Source organism: Acidovorax sp. KPB24-07 (assembly GCF_057543315.1).
Map to the genome: position 1 here is coordinate 1 of NZ_BAAJYS010000049.1, position 20,164 is coordinate 20,164.

Below are 20,164 nucleotides of genomic sequence, written 5' to 3' on the forward strand. Positions count from 1 at the left end.
CTTCCATCACCCACACCCTGGCGGCAAACGTGGAGAACCTGACGCTGACCGGTACGGCCGCCATCAACGGCACCGGCAACGCCCTGGCCAACACCCTGACGGGCAACAGCGGGGCCAATCGGCTGGACGGTGGCGCAGGTGCGGACGCGATGAGCGGCGGCGCAGGCGACGACGTCTACGTGGTGGACAACGCCAGCGACACTGTGACGGAAGGCGCCAACGGCGGCACGGACACCGTGGAGTCCTCCATCGCCTACACGCTGGGGAGCGACGTGGAGAACCTGACGCTGACGGGATCGTCCGCGCTCAACGGCACCGGCAACGCGCTGAACAACCGGCTGCTGGGCAACGCGGGCGCCAACACGCTGACCGGCGGCGCGGGCGCGGACTACCTGGACGGCGCGGCCGGGGCCGACACGCTGGTCGGCGGGTTGGGCAACGACACCTACTGGCTCGGCAGAGGCTACGGCCTCGACACGATCCAGGAGAACGACACCACCAGCGGCAACCAGGACATCGCGAAGTTCGCCAATGACATCTCGTCGCGCCAACTGTGGTTCCGCAAGTCAGGAAACAACCTGGAGGTGAGCGTCATCGGCACGAACGACAAATTCATGGTGACCGACTGGTATTCCGGTACCAAGAACCAGGTGGAGCGGTTCGACGCGGGGGACGGCAAGAGCCTCACCAACAGCCAGGTGCAAAACCTGGTGCAGGCCATGGCGTCGTTCTCGCCGCCCGCGGCGGGGCAGACGACGCTGCCAGCCAACTACCAGAGTGGGCTGGAGTCGGTGCTGGCGGCGAACTGGAAGTGAGGAGTGGTGCGGCCCGGGCCAACCGGGCCGCACCGCGCTGATCGATGTGGCATGGCTAATAGACAAGAATTGCTATCAAAAAAATAGCAATACAGGCAATCAAAACTTCGGCATGGGCGAGATTTCAGGTCAAAACACCGAAAACTGTTTGTCGGAGTCGATGAGCCAAGCGATGTACAAGCGAGATTTCCGTTCAAAGCCCCGCGCAATCAAAGACCAGGCTATTTCGTCCCGAAGATCCGGTCCCCGGCATCCCCCAGCCCGGGCAGGATGTAGCCGTGGTCGTTCAGTTCGCGGTCGATCGCGGCGGTGTAGATCGGCACGTCGGGATGGGCCTTTTGCAAGGTGGCCACGCCTTCCGGTGCGGCCAGCAGGCAGACGAACTTGATCGAGCGGGGGTTGAGTTTCTTCAGGCGGTCCACCGCGGCCGCGGCGGAGTTGCCGGTGGCGAGCATGGGGTCCACGACGATGATGTCGCGCTCTTCCATTTCGGACGGCATCTTGAAGTAGTACTCGACCGGCTGCAGTGTCTGCGGGTCGCGGTACAGGCCGATGTGGCCCACGCGGGCGCCCGGGATCACGTTGAGCATGCCGTCCAGAAAGCCGTTGCCGGCGCGCAGGATGGACACGAGCACCTGCTTCTTGCCGTCGATCACCTGGCCCGTCATGGTTTCCAGCGGGGTTTCGATCTGCACGTCCTGCAGCGGCATGTCGCGCGTGACCTCGTAGGCCATCAGGGTGCTGAGTTCGCCGAGCAGGCGGCGAAAGCTGTTGGTGCTGGCGTCCTTCTTGCGCATCAGGGTCAGCTTGTGCTGGACCAGGGGATGGGTGATGACGTGGACATTGCTCATGGGCTGGGGCCTCTTGTTGGGAAAGTGAAAAGCTGGAAAACCGGTCTGCAGGGGGCAGGGGAAAGAAAAGGTGCGTGCGTCGCCGCCCAGGGGCGGCGCGGGGCGCGGATCAGTCTGCCAGAAAGCGTGCGTACCGCGCCAGGTCGACGTTGCCGCCGCTCACGATGATGCCCACGCGCTTGCCATGCAGGTCCACGCCGCCATGCAGGGCGCCCGCGAAGGCGAGGGCGCCGGTGGGCTCCACGACGATCTTCATGCGCTCGGCGAAGAAGCGCATGGCCTGCACCAGCTGCTCGTCGGTGGCGGTGACGATGTCGGCCACGTCGCGCTGGATGATGGGAAAGGTGATGCTGCCCAGTGCCTGGGTCTGCGCGCCGTCGGCGATGGTGTGGGGCGTGTCGATGCGCACGATGCGGCCGGCGCGCAGCGATTGCTGGGCGTCGTTGCCGGCGGCCGGCTCCACGCCGATCACCTGGCAGTCCGGGGCCAGCGCCTTCGCGGCCAGAAGGCTGCCGGACAGCAATCCGCCGCCGCCCAGGCAAACGAACAGGTAGTCGAGGTCGGGCACTTCTTCGAGCAGCTCCTTGGCGGCGGTACCCTGGCCGGCGATGACGTGCGGATGGTCGAACGGCGGCACCAGGGTCATGCCGCGCTCCTGCGCGAGCCGGTGGCTGATGGCTTCGCGGTCTTCGGTGAAGCGGTTGTAGGTGACGACCTGGGCGCCGTACTCGCGCGTGGCAGCCATCTTGGCGGTGGGCGCATCCTCGGGCATGACGATCAGGGCGGGCATGTCCAGCAGGCGGGCCGAGAGGGCGATGGCCTGCGCATGGTTGCCGGAAGAAAAAGCCAGCACGCCGCCTTCGCGCTGGGTGGCGTCGAACTGCGCCAGGGTGTTGTAGGCACCGCGGAACTTGAAGGCGCCCATGCGCTGCAGGTTCTCGCACTTGAAAAAGAGCTGGGCGCCGCACTGCTGGTCCGCCGTGCTGGAGCGCGCCACGGGCGTGCGGTGCGCGACGCCCTGGAGCCGATGGGCCGCGTCGGCGACGTCGGTGTAGGTGGGCAGGGCCGGGATGTGCGTAGGCATGGCAGCGTCCTCGCGTAGACGGGATCGGAAAGAGCACGCATCATAGCCCGCCAGCGAGCGGCGGAGCGCGGAAATGGGCTGCAGCGCAAGCCCAGCAAGCGCAGGCAGCTATGGAATTTGATAGCAAAGGCCCGCCTGTCGCAGCCCGCAGGCCGGGCGGACCGATCGCTCACCCTCCATCGCTGAAGCGCTGCAGCGGCGCGAGCGGAGGAAAGGCGCCCTCGCGCCTGCCACGCATCGCGTCCACGGCCTCGCCCACATGCCGGTTGCTCCAGATCGCGCCCTGCAGCCAGCCCATCTGGCGCAGGCTGTCGTCCACCGAGTGGTCGCGCGCATAGTGCACGGCCTGCTTGGTGCCCCAGATGGCGACCGGCGGCTTGGCGGCGATCTCGCGGGCGCAGGCCAGGGCCGCGTCCAGCATCGCCGCCTGCGTGTCGAACAGTTCGTTGACCAGCCCGCAGGCCAGGGCGCGCGGTGCGGGCAGGCGCCGGCCGGTATAGGCCAGCTCCTTGACGATGCCCAGCGGAATCAGCTTGGGCAGGCGCTGCAGCGTGCCCACGTCGGCCACCATGCCGATGTTGATCTCCTGGATGCAGAAGAACGCGTCCTGCGTGGCGTAGCGGATGCAGGCGGCCGTCACCATGTCCACCGCGCCGCCGATGCAGCCGCCGTGGATGGCGGCGATCACGGGAATGCGCAGCGATTCGATACGCGTGAACGTGGCCTGCATGTCGGTCAGCAGGTCGAAGACGGCGGCGCGGCCTTCGGGGCTCTGGTCGTCCATGGCGATGGCGCCACCGAACGTGTCCAGCGCCATGCCGGCCGAAAAGTGCTTGCCCGTGCTGCTGATGACGAGCGCGCGCGCCTCGCCCGACCGGTGCAGCCGCGCCAGCACGGTGTCCAGCTCGCGCCAGAACGCCGGGTGCATGGTGTTCAGGGCCTCCGGCCGGTTCAGCACCAGATGCGCCACCTGGTCCGTGATGGCGAGCGAAAAGCAGGTGAGGGCGGGGAGGTCGGTGGTATCGGTCATGCGGCGCACTCTAGGCGGGTTGGCGCCAAGGCGGCCGTCACCTGTGCGACGGCGGCGTTGGGCGGCACCGCAAGGAAGGCACGGGGGGCCGGCCGATATACTTCCCGGTCCTGTTTCCGGGCTTTCCCGCCCCATCTCCCCATGCAAATCTCCCGCCGCCTTTTCGCCCTGGGCCTTGGCCTGGCTGCCGCAATGACCGCTCCGCTGGCTGCCCACGCGCAGGACCGCGAGCTGACCGTGGCCTCCAGCGCCACCTATGCGCCGTTCGCCTTCGAGAACAAGGACAAGCAGATCGTCGGTTTCGACATCGACATCATCAACGCCATCGCGAAGAAGCAGTCGCTCAAGATCAAGGTGGTGAACACCCCCTGGAGCGGCATTTTCGCGGCGCTGAACAACGGCGATGTGGACCTGGTGATCTCCGGCGTGACCATCAATGACAAGCGCCGCCAGAGCTACGACTTCACCGAGCCGTACTTCGCCGCCCAGCAGCTGATCGCCGTGCCCAAGGCGAGCTCCGTGGCTTCGCTGAAGGACCTGGCAGGCAAGAAGATCGCCGTGGTGAATGCCTCCACGGCGGACGACGTGGCCTCGCGCGAGTTTGGCAAGACCAGCCCGAACATCCGGCGCTTCGAGAGCACGCCGCTCATCATTTCCGAACTGGCGGGCGGCGGCGTGGATGCGGCCATCGGCGACAACGGTGTGATCGCCTACCGCGTGGCGCAGAACGCCGCGCTGAAGACGGTGGAAGACCCCGCGTTCCCCGTCGAGGGTTTCGGCATCGTCGTCAAGAAGGGCGACAAGGCGCTGCAGGACAAGCTCAACGCCGGCCTGGCCGCCGTGCGGGCCGATGGCAGCTACAACGAGATCTACAAGAAGTGGTTCGGCAAGGAATACAAGCCACGCTGATCGCTGATCGGCACGCCGCTTTTCGGCATGACACCACGGCCGCGCTGCGGCCGTTTTTGCGGGCGCCTATGCGCCCGACGCGACCAATGAGAGGAAGAGGCCATGGAGCCTGTTGAGTGGTTTGGCTGGTTCCGGCCGGACATCCTGGTGGAATACAAGGACCTGTTCATCCAGGGCGCGTGGATGACGATCGGCGTGACGGTGGTGTGCGTGCTGCTGGGCGGCACATGGGGCCTGCTGCTCGCGCTGGCCCGCCTGGCGCAGGCGCGCCATGCGCCGCTGAGCTGGGTGTGCCGCTATCTGCTGCGGTGGCCATCCACCGTGTATGTGAGCTTCTTTCGCGGCACGCCGTTGTTCGTGCAGATCCTGCTGATGCACTTCGCGGTGCTGCCGCTGTTCATCCATCCGACCTCGGGCCTGCTGGTGACGGGCGACTTCGCGCGCACGCTCAAGCAGGAGCATGGCGCGCTGATCTCGGGGATCGTGGCGCTCACGCTCAATTCCGCCGCGTACATCTCGGAGGTGTTCCGCGCGGGCATCCAGTCGATCGCGCGCGGGCAGTCCGATGCGGGGCGCTCGCTGGGCTTCACGCCCGGGCAGGTAATGCGCTACGTGGTGCTGCCGCAGGCCTTTCGCCGCATGCTGCCGCCGCTGGGCAACAACGCGATCGCGCTGCTGAAAGACACCTCGCTGATCTCCGCCATCGGCCTGGCCGAGATGGCCTATGCAGCGCGCACCGTGGCCGGGGCCTATTCGCGCTACTGGGAGCCGTATCTGGCGATTGCCCTGGCCTACTGGATCATGACGCTCGCGCTGACCGGCGCGCTGCGCAGGCTGGAAAGCCACTTGGCGCGCAGCGACCGGGTCTGAAGCCGCTGCTGGAAGGCGCTGGCGGTTTCAGCGCCGCACGGTGCTGGCGTCCTGCCCGAACAGCACCTTCTTCGCGTCTTCGTCCACAGTGGGGGCGGTGTTGATGCGCTGGACCAGGTCGTACGCCCGTACGGTGGCGGGTCGCTCTCGGATGCGTTCGAACCATTGCGCCAGGTGCGGGAAGTCCTTGAGGTTCTGCCGCTGGCGCTCGTGCGGAACGATCCAGGGGTAGCAGGCCATGTCGGCGATGGAATACGTGCCGGCGATGTACTCGCGGCCATCGGACAGGTGCTTGTCCAGCACGCCATACAGGCGCCCGGTTTCCTTCACGTAGCGGTCGATCGCGTAGGCGATGGGCTCCGGCGCATATTGCGTGAAGTGGTGGTTCTGGCCCGCCATGGGACCCAGGCCTCCCATTTGCCAGAACAGCCACTGCAGGGCTTCGGTGCGGCCGCGCAGGTCCTGGGGAACGAACTTTCCCGTCTTGTCGGCCAGGTACAGCAGGATGGCGCCGGATTCGAACACCGAAATGGGCTCGCCGCCCCCCTTGGGCGCATGGTCCACGATGGCGGGAATGCGGTTGTTGGGTGCGATGCGCAGGAAGTCGGGCTGGAACTGCTCGCCCCGGCCGATGTTCACGGGCCGCACGCGATAAGGCAATGCGGCCTCTTCGAGGAACATCGTGATCTTGTGGCCGTTGGGCGTGGTCCAGTAGTGCAGGTCGATCATGGCAGGGTCCTTTGGGTTTTCTGGCGAGGGCGGATTCATCAGCGCTTGCGGCCACCGAACAGGCTGCCCAGCACGCCGCGCAGGATCTCCTTGCCCAGCGAGGTGCCCATGGTGCGCACGGCGGATTTGGCCATGGTCTGCACCAGCCCGTCGTGCTTGCCGCCGCGTGGGCCGGTCGAGCCGAACAGCACGTCGTTCAGCCCGCCCATGACACCGCCGCCCGCGCCGTCGGTGGTGCCCCCCTTGGAGCCGGCGGGCGCCGTGGCGGCGGCTTCGGTGCGGCCCTGGAGCTTTTCGTAGGCGGATTCACGGTCCACGGCTTTCTCGTACACGCCGGCGACGAGCGAACCGGCCAGCAACGCCTGGCGCTGGGCGGGCGTGATGGGCCCCAACTGGCTGGCAGGGGGCAGCACGAACACGCGCTCGGTCACGCTGGGCCGGCCCTTGGCGTCCAGGAAGCTCACCAGCGCCTCGCCCACCGCCAGTTCGGTGATGGCGGTCTCGATGTCCAGGCCCGGCTTCTGGCGCATGGTGGTGGCCGTGGCCTTCGCCGCTTTCTGGTCGCGCGGCGTGAAGGCGCGCAGCGCGTGCTGCACGCGGTTGCCCAACTGGGCCAGCACGCTATCGGGAATGTCGAGCGGGTTCTGGGTGACGAAGTACACGCCCACGCCCTTGGACCGCACCAGCCGCACCACCAGTTCGATGCGCTCGATGAGCACTTTGGGCGCTTCGTTGAACAGCAGGTGGGCCTCGTCAAAGAAGAAGACGAGTTTAGGGACTTCCGGGTCGCCGATCTCGGGCAGCTGCTCGAACAGTTCCGACAGCATCCACAGCAAGAAGGTGGCATACAGGCGCGGCGAATTCATGAGCTTGTCGGCGGCCAGGATGTTCACGACACCTCGCCCGTCCACCGTCTGCATGAGGTCGTTGATGTCGAGCATGGGCTCGCCGAAGAACTGGGTGCCGCCCTGTTGCTCGATCTGCAGCAGGCCCCGTTGGATCGCGCCTACGCTGGCGGCGCTGATATTGCCGTACCCTGTCGTGAATTCCTTGGCGTTGTCCCCGACGTACTGGAGCATGGACCGCAGGTCTTTGAGGTCGAGCAGCAGCAGGCCGTTGTCGTCGGCGATCTTGAAAACCAGGTTGAGCACGCCCAGCTGGGTTTCGTTCAGGTTGAGCATGCGGCCCAGCAGCAGCGGGCCCATGTCGGACACCGTGGCGCGCACCGGGTGGCCTTGCTGGCCGAACACGTCCCACAGGGTGGTGGGGCAGGCCAGGGGCTCCGGCAGCGGAAGGTCTCGCTCCTTGAGCGTGGCCGCCAGCTTGTCGCCGATACTGCCCGGTTGGCTGATGCCGGTAAGGTCACCCTTGATGTCGGCCATGAACACCGGCACACCGATGCGCGAGAAGCCTTCGGCCAGCGTCTGCAGGGTGACCGTCTTGCCCGTGCCGGTGGCACCGGTGATGAGGCCGTGGCGGTTGGCCAGGCCGGGCAGCAGATGGCATTCGGTGGTGCCATGCTTGGCAATGAGAAGAGGTTCGGCCATGGCGTCGGGGTGCGGAGTGGGGTGGGGTGCGTCAAAAGTAAAATCGCGGGCAGTAGATTAAATCAATACCAGAAGGACTCCTGTGGCAGGACACAGCAAATGGGCAAACATCCAGCACCGCAAAGGTCGGCAGGATGAAAAGCGCGGCAAGATCTGGACCCGGATCATTCGAGAGATCACGGTGGCGGCACGGGCGGGCGGGGGCGATGTCTCCGCCAATCCCCGGTTGCGTCTGGCCATCGAAAAGGCCAAGGCGGCGAACATGCCGGCCGACCGCATCAAGTACAACATCGACAAGGCCACCGGCAATGCCGAAGGCGTGAGCTACGAGGAAATCCGCTACGAAGGCTACGGCATCGGCGGCGCGGCCATCATCGTGGACACCATGACCGACAACCGCGTGCGCACCGTGGCCGAAGTGCGCCACGCCTTCAGCAAGCATGGCGGCAACATGGGCACCGAAGGCTCCGTGGCCTTCCAGTTCAAGCACTGCGGCCAATTGATCTTCGCACCGGGCACCAGCGAGGACCAGGTGATGGAAGTGGCGCTGGAAGCCGGCGCGGAGGATGTGGTCACGGGCGAGGACGGCGCCATCGAAGTGCTCACCGCCTACGCCGATTTCGAAGCGGTGAAGAACGCGCTGGAGGCCGCCGGCCTGGTGCCGGAGGTGGCCGAGGTCACCATGCGCGCCGAAAACACCATCGAGCTCGAAGGCGAAGACGCCGCGCGCATGCAAAAACTCCTCGACGTGCTGGAAGACCTGGACGACGTGCAAGAGGTCTATCACAACGCTGCCTTATGAACATGAGCCTGAACCTCTGCAATCGACCCCTGCCCGCCGAAGGGCCCACCTGCCTGCCGCCAGCGGCCCATCGGAGTCCGGTATGAAAGTCCTCGTGATTGGCGGCGGCGGCCGTGAACATGCCATGGCCTGGAAGCTTTCGCAGTCTCCCAAGGTCACGAAGGTCTTTGTGGCGCCGGGCAACGGCGGCACGGCCTTGAATCCCAAGCTCGAGAACGTGGCCATCACCGATGTGCGCGAACTGCGGGCCTGGGCGCACGAGCAGAAGATCGCGCTCACCGTGGTCGGCCCCGAGGCGCCTCTGGCCGCCGGCGTGGTGGACGAATTCCGCGCGCACGGACTGCGCATCTTCGGGCCCACGAAGGCTGCCGCGCAGCTCGAAAGCTCCAAGGCGTTCTCCAAGGCCTTCATGCGCCGCCATGGCATTCCCACGGCGGACTACGACACCTTCACCGATCCGGTGGCGGCCCATGCCTTCGTGGAGCGGCTGGGAGCGCCGATCGTCATAAAGGCCGACGGCCTGGCGGCCGGCAAGGGCGTGGTGGTGGCCATGTCGCTGCAGGAGGCCCATGACGCGGTGGACTTCATGCTGGTGGACAACAAGTACGGCGTGACGCACAACGAAGGCGGCGCACGCGTCGTGATCGAAGCGTTCCTGCAAGGCGAGGAAGCCAGCTTCATCGTGCTGTGCGACGGCAAGAACGTCACCGCCCTGGCGACCAGCCAGGACCACAAGCGCCTGAAGGACGGCGACCAGGGTCCCAACACCGGTGGCATGGGCGCGTATTCGCCCGCGCCCGTGGTCACCGCCGACGTGCACGCCCGCGCCATGCGCGAGATCATCCTGCCCACCATCCGTGGCATGGAAAAGGATGGCATTCCATACACGGGCTTCCTGTACGCCGGCCTGATGATCGATTCGACCGGCCACCCCAAGACGCTGGAGTTCAACTGCCGCATGGGGGATCCGGAGACGCAGCCGATCCTCATGCGCCTCAAGAGCGATTTCGTCGATGTGCTGGGCGCCGCGGTGGACGGCAAGCTTGACCAGGTCGAATTGCAATGGGACCGCCGCACCGCGCTGGGCGTGGTGATGGCCGCGCACGGCTACCCGGAAGATCCGCGCAAGGGCGATGCGATCACTGGCCTGCCTGCGGACGCCGACGAAGCCATGGTGTTCCATGCTGGCACGGCGCTGAAGGACGGCGTGCCGCACACCACGGGCGGACGCGTGCTGTGCGTGACCGTGCTGGCCGACAGCGTGAAGCAGGCGCAGCAGCGTGTGTACGACGTGGCCCGTGGCATCCATTTCGATGGCGCGCAGTACCGCCGCGACATCGGCCACCGCGCGGTGAAGAGCTGATGGCGGCACCCGCACCGACGCCTGCCCTGAACGCGGCCGACACGGCCACCCGCGTGCGGGCCTACCTGGAAGGGCTGCAGGCACGCATCACCTCGGCCCTGGAAGAGATCGAAGGGCCGGTAGCGCGCGGTGGCGGCCGGGTCCTGAACGACGCGTGGCGCAAGGCGCCGGGCGAACCGCTGCAGGGCGACGGCATCACCCGCATTCTGGAGGGTGGCCGCGTGTTCGAGCGCGCGGGCTGCGGCTTCTCGCACGTGCGGGGCGCCACGCTGCCGCCATCGGCCACGCAGCACCGGCCCGAGCTGGCTGGCGCACCGTTCGAGGCCATGGGGGTATCGCTGGTGTTCCACCCGGTCAACCCCTATGTGCCCACGGTGCACATGAACGTGCGCATGATCGTGGCGGCTCCGGCCGAAGGCGCGCCGGTGTGTTGGTTCGGCGGTGGCATGGACCTCACGCCCTACTATGGTTTCGAAGAAGACGCGGTGCACTTTCACCGCGCCTGCCGCGATGCGCTCAACCCCTTCGGCGAGGGCCTGTACCTGCGTTTCAAACGCTGGTGCGACGAGTACTTCTACCTCAAGCACCGCAACGAGCAGCGTGGCGTGGGAGGCATCTTCTTCGACGATTTTTCCGAGCTGGGCTTCGAGCGCAGCCTGGGCATGGTGCAGTCCGTGGGGGACGCGTTCCTGGGCGCCTACCTGCCCATCGTGCATCGGCGCCAGGCGATCCCGTTCGGTGATCGGCAGCGCGAGTTCCAGTGCTACCGGCGCGGCCGCTATGTGGAGTTCAACCTGGTGTGGGACCGGGGCACGCACTTCGGCCTGCAGTCGGGCGGGCGCACCGAATCGATCTTGCTGTCGATGCCGCCCATGGCGGGCTGGTCGTACCAGCGCCAGGAGGCTCCGGGCTCGCCTGAGGCTGAGCTCACGCGGCGCTTTCTGGTGCGGCGGGACTGGCTCTGAACCCAGCCCGTGCGTTCGCAAACAGGCCGAAAGCTATAATTTCAATAGCTGCTCGCGCTCATGCCATGAGCGCCGAAGGCCAAAAACACCCTTGATGTGCGCGGGATGGCCGAATCGCCACCCGGGCCCGCCGCATTGGCCGATGCCCGGGTTGCACGCTATATTGGCCCCATCCTTTTTAGACAAACGCCTGATGACCACCTCCTCCAAATCGGAATCCGCTGCCAAAAAAGACGTCACCAAGCTCCAGCGCGCCATCGTCGATGGCCTGGAAGACGTCAAAGCGCAAGACATCCAGGTGTTCAACACCGAGCACCTCTCGCCGCTGTTCGAGCGCGTGATCGTGGCGTCGGGCACCTCCAACCGCCAGACCAAGGCGCTGGCGGCCAGCGTGCGCGATGCGGTGCGTGAAGCGGGCTTCGGCAAGCCCCGCATCGAGGGTGAGGACAACGGCGAGTGGATCATCGTGGACTGCGGCGCCGCCGTGGCGCACATCATGCAGCCGGCCATCCGCCAGTACTACCGCCTGGAAGAGATCTGGGGCGATACCCCCGTGCGCCTGAAGCTCGGCGCTGCCAAGCCCAAGGCCGTGGAAGGCGCGGCAGGCACTGCGAAGAAAAAGCCCGCCGCCAAGAAGGCCGCCGCCGCTCCCGAACAACCCGCCCGCAAGCCCGGCGTGAGCAAGGTCGCCGCCAAGGCACCTGCTGCGAAAGCCCCGGCCAAGACCGCAGCCAAGGCGACCGCAAAGCCGGCCGGCCGTGGCGCCGTGAAGCAGGCCGCGCCTGCAAAGACGACCGCGAAGACGGCGGCCAAGACGACCGCCAAGCCGGTGGCCAAGGCGCCCATCAAAACCCTGGTGGTCAAGCCCATCGCCAAGAAGACGGCGGGCAAGCCCGCCGCCAAGAAGGCTCCGGGCCGCTCCACCGCCGCTGCGGCCCCCAAGGCGGCGCCCCGTGCTGCCACCGTGAAGACGGCGGCCAAGCGTCCCGCCGCCAAGAAGTCGCCGACCCGCAGGGGCTGAGCCAGCGCCTGAGCGATCGATGAAGTTGCTGATCGTGGCCGTGGGCCAGCGGGTGCCCGATTGGGCGCAGACGGCCTACGACGACTACGCCAAGCGGTTTCCTCCGGAACTGAAGGTCGAGTTCAAGGCGGTGAAGACCGAGCCGCGCGGCTCCAAGACGCTGGAGACGCTCTACGCCGCCGAGCGCGAGCGCATCGAGGCCGCCATACCCCGCGGCACCCGTGTGGTGGCGCTGGACGAGCGGGGCACGTCCCTCACCACCAAAGCACTCGCAGAGCGCCTCAAAGGCTGGCAATTGGGGGGCGACGACGTGGCCCTGGTCATCGGCGGACCCGATGGCCTGGACCCCGCCTTTCGGCAGGCTGCGCACGAGCGCATACGGCTGTCCGACCTGACCTTGCCGCACGCCATGGTGCGGGTGCTGCTGATCGAGCAGCTTTACCGGGCGTGGTCGGTGAACGCGGGGCACCCCTACCACCGCGAATGAGCGCTGACGACCCGGCGGTGTCAGGCCTCGGCCAGTTCTTCGGACGGCGCAGCCGCTGCGCTGAGGTTTGCGGCTGGCGCCTGCAGGGCATAGGCGGGCGCGAACTCCGTGGCCAGCAGGCTGAAGGACAGCAGATCATGGTGCCGTCCGCTCCAGAACCCTGCACTGCGCAGCAGCCCTTCCCGCTGGAACATCCAACGCTGCAGCATGCGGATCGATGGCAGGTTGTCGGGATGCACCGTGGCGCTGATGCGCATCAGCTGGAGATGGAGGAAGCACCAGTTCAGCACCCTGCCGATCGCTTCGTTCATGAAGCCCTGGCCCTGGTACGGCGCCGCCAGTTCATAGCCCAGTGCGGCGCTGAGCGTGGCGGCGTCGCATTGCGTGAAGTTGCATTGCCCGATCATGCCCGGCGCGTCCTTGCGCTCGATGGCCCAGCAGAACCCCGGGACGGGCCGCTGCGTCAACTGATCGGCCCAGTTCACGAAATCCAGCGCACCCTCCAGATCGTGTATCGCGTTGTAGCCGGCCCACTGCCTTGACTCCGCATGCGCATGCATGGCGAGCATGGCCGGCGCATCGGCCGCCACCATCTTGCGCAGCCTGAGCCGCGGTGTCTCCAGTGTGGGAAAGAAGGTCATGCGCCATTCTTGAAAAGGCCGGTAGCGCAGGGCGGCTGGTTCCCGAAGTCGGCGCCGGCGAACCGAAGCGGCACGCGCGAGCGATCGGCTATCCTCGCGCCCCGTGCCGTCCTCTATTCCTTCCTTCATCTATCTCGCATCCCAAAGCCCGCGCCGCCGCCAACTGCTCAAGCAGTTGGGGGTTCGCCATGAACTGCTGCTGCCCAATGCCGATGGCGATGTGGCCGAAGACGCAGAAGCCATCGAGGTGCCGCTGGCCAGCGAGCCGCCCGCCCGCTACGTGCAGCGTGTCACGGGGCTCAAGCTCGATGCGGCCGTCGCCCGCCGTGCCCGGCGCGGGTTGCCGGATGCGCCCATCCTTTGCTCGGACACCACGGTGGCCTGGGGCCGCACGATCTACGGCAAGCCCGAGGATGCCGCCGACGCGCGCCGCATGCTGGGCGAGTTGTCGGGGCGCACGCACCGCGTGCTCACGGCGGTGGCCCTGCAGCACGGCGAAACGCGGTCGGTCGCGCTGTCGGTCTCAAAAGTAACCTTTGCCGCACTCACGCCCGCCCAGATCGCGGCGTATGTGGACAGCGGCGAACCCATGGGCAAGGCCGGCGCGTATGGCATTCAGGGGCCCGCGGCGCAGTACGTGTCGCACCTGGCCGGCAGTTATACCGGCATCATGGGATTGCCCTTGTTCGAGACGGCGCAGCTGCTGCGCTCGGCCGGCATGCTGCGCGGCTGAATGGCGATGTGGGCCCAGTGACTCCGCCATGCAGGCGGGTTTCAGGCATCATGGGCGGCCACTTTTTTCCGACCCCATGCAACAAGACATCCTGATCAACTGGTCCCCCCAAGAAACCCGCGTGGCGGTGGTCGAGCACGGCGCGGTGCAGGAATTGCACGTGGAACGCACCCTGGAGCGGGGCCTTGTGGGCAACGTGTATCTGGGCAAGGTCTCGCGCGTGCTGCCGGGCATGCAGTCGGCGTTCATCGACATTGGGCTGGAGCGCGCGGCGTTCCTGCACGTGGCGGACGTGTGGCACCGCCAGGAAGGCGGCGAGGCACCCATGTTCGCGCGCAAGGGCGAGCCGCCGGTGCCCATCGAGAAACAGGTGTTCGAAGGCCAGTCGCTCATGGTGCAGGTCATCAAGGACCCCATCGGCACCAAGGGCGCGCGCCTGTCCACGCAGATCAGCATCGCGGGACGGCTGCTGGTGTTTCTGCCCCAGGACGACCACGTGGGCGTGTCGCAGAAGATTCCTGCCGACGAGCGCGATGCCCTGCGCGGGCGTCTGCAGGCACTGGTGGGCGACAAGGCGTCGGGAGGCGGCGGCGGGTTCATCCTGCGAACCAATGGGGAAGATTCCACCGACGCCGAACTGGCCGAAGACATCGCCTACCTGCGCAAGACCTGGGCGCGCATCAAGGACGCCTCGCTGCGCCTGCCACCCATGTCGCTGCTGCACCAGGATCTGAGCCTGCTTCAGCGCGTGCTGCGCGATCTGGTGGGGGAGGAAACGGCCACCATCCGCATCGACTCGCGCGAACAGTTTTCCGCACTGCAGGCCTTCGGGCACGAGTTCATGCCGGCTGCGGCGCCCAAGCTGCAGCTGTACAAGGGCGAGCGGCCCATCTTCGACCTGTATGGCATCGACGAGGAAATCGGCCGGGCCCTGGGCCGGCGCGTCGATCTGAAGTCGGGCGGCTACCTGATCGTGGACCAGACCGAAGCACTGACCACCATCGATGTGAACACGGGCGGCTATGTGGGCGCCCGCAATTTCGACGACACCATTTTCAAGACCAACCTGGAGGCGGCGCAGGCCATCGCAAGGCAGTTGCGGCTGCGCAATCTGGGCGGCATCGTGATTGCGGACTTCATCGACATGGCGCGCGAAGACCACCAGCAGGCCGTGCTCGCGGAATTCAAGAAGCAGCTCGCGCGCGACCGGGTCAAAACCATGGCTGGTGGCTTTTCGCAATTGGGCCTGGTCGAGATGACGCGCAAGCGCACCCGCGAATCCCTGGCCCACATGCTGTGCGAACCCTGCGAGCATTGCCAGGGCAAAGGCATCGTGAAGACCGCGCGCAGCGTGTGCTACGACATCCTGCGTGAAATCTTGCGTGAGGCGCGCCAGTTCAACCCACGCGAGTTTCGCGTTGTTGCCTCGCCTCGCGTGGTGGAACTGTTCCTCGACGAGGAGAGCCAGCACCTGGCAGGGCTGTCGGATTTCATCGGCAAGCCCATCTCGTTGCAGGCTGAAACGGCGGTGGGACAGGAGCAGTACGACATCGTGCTGCTCTGAGAAGCGGGCGTGCCGCCCCAAACAGGCAACTTGCAATCCTTATCGGGGCGCGGTCAAGCGGCGCCTGGATCAGCCCTGGAAACACAAGGAATCGGTAGTCCCATGGTGGATGCCGAAGCCATAATAAACAATCCATCCGGATGGTTTGTATGTATGTCTGAAGCCCATAAACGCCTGAAGCAACCCGAGTGGGTGCGCACCCGGTTGCTTGCCGTGGCGGCCGATCTGCTGGTGCAGGACGGCCCGGAGGCGGTCACCTTGGACGCTGTCGCGCACCGTGCCGGCGTGACCAAAGGCGGCTTGCAGCACCACTTTAGAACCAAGCAGGCGCTGCTGGATGCGCTGTGCGATCAGTTGTTCGATGCATTCGATGTGTTCTATGCCGCGGCACTCGAATCCGAGCCCGAAGCTCCAGGGCGGCACGCGCGGGCCTATCTGAAGACCTGTTTCCAAGGCGGCCAGACTGCCGAAGAGCGCCTCACGCAGCGTGCCATTGCCTTGCTCGCCTTGGCGTTGCCAGCCTGCCGCGAGCGCTGGAGCGCCAAGATGCGCGTGCTGCTGGCCGAGGACCGTGCCGATCGCGCCGCCACGGACCGATTGTTCCTGTGCCGCCTGGCGGCCGACGGCTTCTGGTTCGACCAGTTGCTGGATGTCTACGGCACGCCGCCAGACCGCAAGGACCGCCTTCTTTCCCTTCTGCTCGAACTCACCCAAGGAACCGCGCCATGACCTTGCACCCCAGCTATCTCATCTTGGGACTGGCCATCGCTTTGGAGGTCGTGGGCACCACCGCGCTCAAGGCGTCTGACGGATTCACCCGCCTGGCGCCCAGCCTGATCACCGGGGTGGCGTATGCCGCCTCGTTCTACGCACTCTCGCTGGCCTTGAAGACAATTCCGGTGGGGGTAGCCTATGCTATCTGGTCGGGCGTTGGCATCGTGCTGATTTCGGTGGTGGGCTGGGTGGTGTTTCGGCAGCGGCTCGACGCGCCGGCGATGGTCGGCCTGGGGCTGATCATCGCGGGGGTGCTGGTGGTCAATCTCTTTTCCAAGAGCGCGGGGCATTGAACCGTGATGGCCCGTTCCGACATGGATTCCGCGCTTTTCAGCGACCAGGTTTTTTCGCGCGGTGCGCTGGTGGCGGTCCTCGCAGGCCCGCATGGCCCGCTGGCGTTCGAGCACTGCCGGTTCGACGGAGAAGACCTTTCTGGCCTGGACCTGGGCGGTGCCCGGTTCCTGGATTGCACCTTCGCCGAGACCCGCTTCGAGAAGGCGATGCTGGCGGACTCGCGTTGGCTCGATTGCAAGGCGCGGCAAGCGGATTTCAGCTTGGCCGATCTGTCCGGCGCCCGGCTGTGCAGCAGCGATTTCAACAACACGCGTTGGACCGGCACCAAGCTGGCGGGCGTGCTGTTCACCGAGGCCAAGCTGACGGGGGCGCATTTCAATCAGGCGAGCACCTTGGGGCTGGAATTTCACCAGTGCCGACTGGTGGGCGCGGACCTGCGCGGGCTTTCGTTCCGCAAGCGCAGCCTGGAGCAATTGGATCTGTCCGAAGCCGACCTGGCTGGATGCGATTTCCGCGACGCGGTCTTCGAGGGTGGCAGCCTGCGGGATGCGAACCTGAAGAATGCACGGTTCGATGGCGCGGACCTGCGTTCGGTGGACCTGGGCGGCCTGACGGTGACCACCGTGGCCCAATCGTTCAAGGGTGCGATGCTGTCGACGGATCAGGCCGCTGCGCTCATCGGTGGCCTGGGCGTTCGCGTGGGCTGAACGGGCAGGGCGGGCCATCAGCGCTTTTGGCAAGCCACCGAATGCGCGCTAGCCTCCAGCTTTCGCTTTGCGTGCGGGACTGGTTGGCCGACTGACTTCGCTGGTTTTCGCGCTGCATGGCATTCACGGACGGCGCATGCCACTCAACGCGGGCAGCCGCCACGGGGGCCGGTGCATGGCAGTGGACCCGGCTGAATGCCCCTGGCGTGGCGGCGGTGCAAAAAAGCCATCAGCCCTGCCGTGCCAGCGGCTGCCAGGAGCAGCAGCGCCACATAGACGCCAAGCGCATGTCCGAACGCCACGGTGTCGTTCCATGAGCGTGCGATACCGAGAAACGATGCGTATAGCCACGAGATCGAAGACACGGTGGCAAATCCAGTCAGCAGCAGCACCCGGCCCAGAGGCCACTGCAGGAAGACCTTGCCCTGCTGCATGTAGGGAAACGCGAAATGGTGCATGAGCATTCCGTTCAACGTCAGCACGCACACGGTGAGCACTTTCATCCAGAGTTTCTCGTTGGCCAGATACCCGGGGTACTGTGCCTGGCCGACGTAGAGAAAGCCCAGCCCGGTCACCCACAGCACGCCCAACGCCACCGTCATCGTTCGCTTGGTGTGGAGCAGGTTCTCCCACTGCTGCGCTGAAATCGGGCGGTGGACGGAGCGAAGAAACCGGAAGTCATACTCCAGCATCTTTCCCACGGCAACGGCCATGGCGAGCAGGTGAACGAAGACGAGCGCATTCTTGAGGAGCATGGCGTGACGCACGGGGCGCCTTGAGAGTTGTCGCAGCGTGAGTGCCACAACCGTCCGTCTTTGGTTGCCTGCAGGTCAGCAGAATTTGCAGCGGGCACCTGACGGTTTCCATCAGCCCACTTGGGCGCGGCGTCCCATCGCGCCCCATGGCGCCCCATGGCGCCTTTGCTGATGCCCTGTCGCACAGGGCCGGATTTTCTTGCCTGGCTGCGCTACGCGTTGGCGGGACAACCAGAATGATCACCCTTTGTGATCAGAGCTTGCGCAGCCGCTGCAGTGCCTGGCGCAGCGTGTCGTCCTGCTTTGCAAAGCAAAACCGCACCACACGCTGGTCGAACCCGTCGCCGTAGAAGGCAGACAGCGGGATCGCCGCCACGCCCACCTCGCGGGTGAGCCACTGGCAAAAGTCGGACTCGTTCAGATCGCTCACGGCCGAGATGTCCACGCACTGGAAGTAGCTTCCCGTGCTGGGCAGCAACCGAAGGCGCGAGCCTTCCAGCCCCTGGCGGAACAGGTCGCGCTTGGCCTGGTAGAAAGCAGGCAATTGCAGGTAGGGCGCCGCGTTCTGCAGGTAGGTCGCCAGGCCGTGCTGCATCGGCGTGTTCACGGTGAATACATTGAACTGGTGCACCTTGCGAAACTCCGCCGTCAGCGCGGCCGGGGCCGCGACGGTGCCGACCTTCCAGCCGGTGACGTGGAAGGTCTTGCCGAAGCTCGACACGATGAACGCGCGTGCTGCCAGGCCGGGAAAGCGTGCCGCGCTCTCGTGCTGCGCGCCGTCGAACACCATGTGCTCGTACACCTCGTCGCTGATGAGCAGCACATCGGTGGGAGCGAGCAGTTCTTCCAGCGTGCGCATGTCCTCGGCCGTCCAGATGGTGGCGCTGGGGTTGTGCGGGCTGTTGATGATGAGCGCGCGCGTGCGCGGCGTGATGGCCGCGGCGATCTTGCCGAAATCGGGCCGGAAACTGCCCGGCGTGAGCGGCACCCGCACTACCGTGCCGCCTGCCAGTTCCACATTGGGGGCGTAGCTGTCGTAGCAGGGGTCGAGCACGATCACCTCGTCGCCCGCATGCACCGTCGCCAGGATGGAGGTCAGGATCGCCTGGGTGGCGCCAGCAGTGATGGTGATTTCCGTGTTGGCGTCATACCGGCGGGCATGGAGCGCTGCTATCTTGGCAGCCACGGCTTCACGCAGCGCAGGCACGCCTGCCATGGGCGGGTACTGGTTGTGCCCGGCGCGCATGGCGCGGTCCACGGCATCGATCAGCGCCGGGTCGCAGTGGAAGTCCGGAAAACCCTGGCCCAGGTTCACGGCGCCATGCTCGGCCGCCAGGGCCGACATCACCGTGAAGATGGTGGTGCCCACCTGGGGCAGTTTGCTGGGAAAGGCGGGCGTGCGCGGTGCGATGTCGGTGGAAGTCATGGCGCGAGGGGCTGGCTGGAAAGACGGTCTGGGAAAAGAGCAGGTTCGATGCGGAACGAAAGCCGCTTGGTATGCAAGCGGTGGGGGTCAGAGTTCGTAATCGTTCACGTGGCCGGTCATGGCCCGGGCGATGAGTTCGCGGTTCAGGCGGTCGCTCAGCAGCTCGGCGAACTTGTAGACGAAGTTGCGCAGGTAGGCGCCACGCTTGAACGCCACCCGCGCCACGCTCTGGCCGAAGAGGTGGCCCACGGGCCGCACCACCAGGTCGCCCAGCGGGTCGTCGCGCATCGCCATCTCGGCCACGATGCCGATGCCCAGGCCCAGGCGCACGTAGGTCTTGATCACGTCGGAGTCGATGGCTTCCAGCACGATGCGCGGCTGCAGCTTGCGGGCGGCGAACGCCTGGTCGATCTTGCCCCGGCCGGTGAACGACGGGTGGTAGGTGATGAGGGCCTCGTGCGCGATGTCGTCCAGGCCCAGGCGCTCCTTTTGCGCCAGTGGATGGGCGGTGGGCATCACCAGCACATGCTGCCATTCATAGCAGGGCAGGGTGACCAGATCGGGATAGTCTGCCAGCGACTCCGTGGCCATGCCGATCTCGGCCACCTCGTCGATCACCATGCGCGCCACCTCGTGCGGCGTGGCCTGGTGCAGGCTGATGTTGACCTTGGGGTACGCCTCGCGCAGCTTGGCCACGGGGAGGGGCAGCACATAGCGCGCCTGCGTGTGGGTGGTGGCGATGCTGAGGGTGCCGCTGTCCTGGGCGCTGAACTGTTCGCCGATGCGCTTGAGGTTGC

At 66.2% G+C, this 20,164-nt stretch carries 22 protein-coding genes; 13 read left to right on the top strand and 9 right to left on the bottom strand.

Annotated features, from left to right (window positions below):
- A partial coding sequence (locus AC27IQ_RS08435) for a calcium-binding protein (protein ID WP_487089186.1) occupies positions 1-815 on the top strand: 815 nt, incomplete at its 5' end.
- Positions 816-1,036: 221 nt separating this feature from the next.
- On the opposite strand, the gene upp is transcribed toward AC27IQ_RS08435, so the two are convergent.
- The 3 genes from upp to AC27IQ_RS08450 form a co-directional block, all read right to left on the bottom strand.
- On the bottom strand, positions 1,037-1,666 hold the full coding sequence (gene upp / locus AC27IQ_RS08440; protein WP_272552393.1) for a uracil phosphoribosyltransferase: 630 nt from the start codon (positions 1,664-1,666) through the stop codon (positions 1,037-1,039).
- 109 nt (positions 1,667-1,775) lie between these two features.
- Entirely contained in the window at positions 1,776-2,750 is a 975-nt protein-coding gene (locus AC27IQ_RS08445) for a threo-3-hydroxy-L-aspartate ammonia-lyase (RefSeq protein ID WP_317358828.1), read from the bottom strand.
- A 169-nt stretch (positions 2,751-2,919) separates the two neighbouring features.
- Positions 2,920-3,780, bottom strand: a complete 861-nt coding sequence (locus AC27IQ_RS08450; RefSeq protein ID WP_284430859.1) for an enoyl-CoA hydratase-related protein — start codon at positions 3,778-3,780, stop codon at positions 2,920-2,922.
- Between the two features lie 192 nt (positions 3,781-3,972).
- Between AC27IQ_RS08450 and AC27IQ_RS08455 the strand changes: the two genes are divergently transcribed.
- Together AC27IQ_RS08455 and AC27IQ_RS08460 are read left to right on the top strand one after the other, a co-directional pair.
- Positions 3,973-4,689, top strand: a complete 717-nt coding sequence (locus tag AC27IQ_RS08455) for a basic amino acid ABC transporter substrate-binding protein (RefSeq protein WP_487089187.1) — start codon at positions 3,973-3,975, stop codon at positions 4,687-4,689.
- Positions 4,690-4,791: 102 nt separating this feature from the next.
- A complete protein-coding gene (locus AC27IQ_RS08460) occupies positions 4,792-5,559 on the top strand; it encodes an amino acid ABC transporter permease (RefSeq protein ID WP_272563769.1) in 768 nt (255 codons plus the stop codon).
- Between the two features lie 27 nt (positions 5,560-5,586).
- Here the strand turns inward: AC27IQ_RS08460 and AC27IQ_RS08465 are convergent, their stop codons facing one another.
- Positions 5,587-6,288, bottom strand: a complete 702-nt coding sequence (locus AC27IQ_RS08465) for a glutathione binding-like protein (protein ID WP_284425438.1) — start codon at positions 6,286-6,288, stop codon at positions 5,587-5,589.
- 38 nt (positions 6,289-6,326) lie between these two features.
- Positions 6,327-7,835: a helicase HerA-like domain-containing protein gene (locus tag AC27IQ_RS08470; protein WP_487089188.1), complete on the bottom strand. Its 1,509-nt coding sequence runs from the start codon at positions 7,833-7,835 to the stop codon at positions 6,327-6,329.
- An 82-nt stretch (positions 7,836-7,917) separates the two neighbouring features.
- On the opposite strand from AC27IQ_RS08470, the gene AC27IQ_RS08475 reads away from it, so the two are divergent.
- The 5 genes from AC27IQ_RS08475 (at position 7,918) to rlmH (ending at position 12,473) form a co-directional block, all read left to right on the top strand.
- Positions 7,918-8,637, top strand: a complete 720-nt coding sequence (locus AC27IQ_RS08475; RefSeq protein WP_272563766.1) for a YebC/PmpR family DNA-binding transcriptional regulator — start codon at positions 7,918-7,920, stop codon at positions 8,635-8,637.
- An 82-nt stretch (positions 8,638-8,719) separates the two neighbouring features.
- Positions 8,720-10,000, top strand: a complete 1,281-nt coding sequence (gene purD, locus AC27IQ_RS08480; protein WP_317358836.1) for a phosphoribosylamine--glycine ligase — start codon at positions 8,720-8,722, stop codon at positions 9,998-10,000.
- Positions 10,000-10,965, top strand: a complete 966-nt coding sequence (gene hemF / locus AC27IQ_RS08485) for an oxygen-dependent coproporphyrinogen oxidase (protein WP_487089189.1) — start codon at positions 10,000-10,002, stop codon at positions 10,963-10,965. Before purD ends, hemF begins: the two co-directional genes overlap by 1 nt.
- 193 nt (positions 10,966-11,158) lie before the next feature.
- The gene (gene rsfS, locus AC27IQ_RS08490) at positions 11,159-11,986 is read left to right on the top strand and encodes a ribosome silencing factor (protein ID WP_487089190.1); all 828 of its coding nucleotides are present in this window, start codon (positions 11,159-11,161) and stop codon (positions 11,984-11,986) included.
- 19 nt (positions 11,987-12,005) lie between these two features.
- Positions 12,006-12,473, top strand: coding sequence for a 23S rRNA (pseudouridine(1915)-N(3))-methyltransferase RlmH (rlmH, locus tag AC27IQ_RS08495; protein WP_317358840.1), 468 nt, complete (start codon positions 12,006-12,008; stop codon positions 12,471-12,473).
- A gap of 20 nt (positions 12,474-12,493) precedes the next feature.
- On the opposite strand, the gene AC27IQ_RS08500 is transcribed toward rlmH, so the two are convergent.
- Positions 12,494-13,114, bottom strand: coding sequence for a GNAT family N-acetyltransferase (locus AC27IQ_RS08500; protein ID WP_487089191.1), 621 nt, complete (start codon positions 13,112-13,114; stop codon positions 12,494-12,496).
- A 115-nt stretch (positions 13,115-13,229) separates the two neighbouring features.
- Between AC27IQ_RS08500 and AC27IQ_RS08505 the strand changes: the two genes are divergently transcribed.
- The 5 genes from AC27IQ_RS08505 to AC27IQ_RS08525 all read left to right on the top strand — a co-directional run bounded on the left by AC27IQ_RS08505 (position 13,230) and on the right by AC27IQ_RS08525 (position 17,186).
- A complete protein-coding gene (locus tag AC27IQ_RS08505) occupies positions 13,230-13,847 on the top strand; it encodes a Maf family protein (protein WP_487089198.1) in 618 nt (205 codons plus the stop codon).
- 76 nt (positions 13,848-13,923) lie between these two features.
- Entirely contained in the window at positions 13,924-15,411 is a 1,488-nt protein-coding gene (gene rng / locus AC27IQ_RS08510; RefSeq protein WP_284400347.1) for a ribonuclease G, read from the top strand.
- Positions 15,412-15,513: 102 nt separating this feature from the next.
- Entirely contained in the window at positions 15,514-16,140 is a 627-nt protein-coding gene (locus tag AC27IQ_RS08515; RefSeq protein WP_487089192.1) for a TetR/AcrR family transcriptional regulator, read from the top strand.
- Positions 16,137-16,478, top strand: coding sequence for an SMR family transporter (locus AC27IQ_RS08520; protein WP_487089193.1), 342 nt, complete (start codon positions 16,137-16,139; stop codon positions 16,476-16,478). The genes AC27IQ_RS08515 and AC27IQ_RS08520 overlap by 4 nt, the downstream gene beginning before the upstream one ends.
- 21 nt (positions 16,479-16,499) lie before the next feature.
- The gene (locus AC27IQ_RS08525) at positions 16,500-17,186 is read left to right on the top strand and encodes a pentapeptide repeat-containing protein (RefSeq protein WP_487089194.1); all 687 of its coding nucleotides are present in this window, start codon (positions 16,500-16,502) and stop codon (positions 17,184-17,186) included.
- 143 nt (positions 17,187-17,329) lie between these two features.
- Here AC27IQ_RS08525 and AC27IQ_RS08530 read toward each other — a convergent pair whose 3' ends face one another.
- From AC27IQ_RS08530 to AC27IQ_RS08540, 3 genes are all read right to left on the bottom strand, one after another.
- Entirely contained in the window at positions 17,330-17,941 is a 612-nt protein-coding gene (locus tag AC27IQ_RS08530; protein ID WP_487089195.1) for a hypothetical protein, read from the bottom strand.
- 253 nt (positions 17,942-18,194) lie between these two features.
- Positions 18,195-19,367, bottom strand: coding sequence for a pyridoxal phosphate-dependent aminotransferase (locus tag AC27IQ_RS08535; RefSeq protein ID WP_487089196.1), 1,173 nt, complete (start codon positions 19,365-19,367; stop codon positions 18,195-18,197).
- An 87-nt stretch (positions 19,368-19,454) separates the two neighbouring features.
- A partial coding sequence (locus AC27IQ_RS08540; protein WP_487089197.1) for a LysR substrate-binding domain-containing protein occupies positions 19,455-20,164 on the bottom strand: 710 nt, incomplete at its 5' end.